Source organism: Bradyrhizobium sp. LMTR 3 (assembly GCF_001693485.1).
Classification (GTDB): domain Bacteria; phylum Pseudomonadota; class Alphaproteobacteria; order Rhizobiales; family Xanthobacteraceae; genus Bradyrhizobium.
This window is the reverse complement of record NZ_MAXC01000042.1, coordinates 1-1394: the sequence shown is the minus strand read 5'-3', so window position 1 is coordinate 1394 and position 1394 is coordinate 1. Positions and strand designations below refer to the sequence as shown.

The window sequence follows — 1394 nt, the reverse complement described above, 5'->3', positions numbered from 1 at the left end:
TTGGTGGCGCGCTTCGCGCGGCCTGCCTGGAAGGCGGGCGGTCGTCCCTCACATTGATGGTGTTACGGAGTCAGAGGGATGAGCCTCGCTCCAAGCATCAGGGAGAGACGACCATGGAGTATTATGCAGGAATCGACGTGTCATTGGAATGCTCGAGCGTGTGCGTTGTCGACGCTAGTGGCAAGATCGTGCGCGAGGCCAAGGTAGCGAGCGAGCCGCAAGCCCTGATCGCCTGGTTCGGTTCGCTGGGCTTCGGCCTGGAGCGGATCGGACTGGAGGCCGGACCCTTGTCGCAATGGCTGTTTGCGGCCATGAAGGCAGCCGGCCTTGCCGTAGAACTGCTGGAGACCCGGCACGTGCGGAAGGCGTTCGAGGCCATGCCGGTCAAGTCGGATCGCAACGATGCACGCGGCATCGCGCAACTGATGCGGCTGGGCTGGTTCCGGCCGGTGCATTGCAAATCGATGAGTGCGCAAGAGACCCGATCGCTGCTGACAGCGCGGAAGCTGGTGCAATCGAAGCTTCTCGACGTGGAGAACAGTCTGCGCGGAATCCTGCGCGGTTTTGGCTTAAAGGTTGGCAAGGCGACCGGGCAGGAGTTCGCGGGACGGATCGAGGAACTGGTGACGGGCCACCCGCATCTGCAGATGATTGCCAAGGCACTGCTGGCAGTGCGAGCGGTGCTGCGGACCGAGTTCGCAGCTTTCGAGAAGCAGACCCGCAGGATGGTGCGATCCAACACGCAGGCCCGGCTGCTGACGTCAGTCCCAGCGGTCGGCCCCATCGTGGCGCTAACCTATGCCAGCGCGATCGACGATCCAGCCCGGTTCAAATCGTCGAAGCAGGCCGGAGCCCATTTCGGGTTAACCCCGAAGAAGCATCAATCCGGCGAGACCGACTACACCGGCCGGATCAGCAAGATCGGTGATGCTTCGGTGCGCACCGCGCTTTACGAGGCCGCCAACGTCATGCTGACCAAGCCGGTCAAAGGCTGTTCGCAATTGAAGAGCTGGGCCATGCGGATCAAAAAGCGTGCCGGCATGAACAAAGCCAAGGTGGCGCTGGCGCGCCGGCTCGCGGTGATCATGCATCGCATGCTCGCTAACGAAACACCCTTTAACGCCACTGCTGCGGCAAGCTGACAGGAGACGCAACAGTTTTCGAGCGGGTCACGACACCAGGCCTTCTCAAAGCGAAGTCCCTTCGCCGGGACGATGGATCAGGTCAGGCCGTTGCCCACCAGGTGCCTTCGTGAGCACGCTCAATGTAGATTGGCCGACCTATCCTCTTCCAACCCCATCAGGTGGCGGCCCTGCGCCGACCCCGCACAGAAGCGAGACCCCGGCGGGCGGACAACGCAAAGGGATTGACTAATCGAGGCCCGTTACAGAAGG

Annotated in this window: 1 protein-coding gene; it reads left to right on the top strand. The window is 62.3% G+C overall.

The annotated features are described in order from the left end of the window. Positions 1 to 113: 113 nt before the first annotated feature. A complete protein-coding gene (locus LMTR3_RS23590) occupies positions 114 to 1142 on the top strand; it encodes an IS110 family RNA-guided transposase (protein WP_065747408.1) in 1029 nt (342 codons plus the stop codon). Positions 1143 to 1394 lie beyond the last annotated feature (252 nt).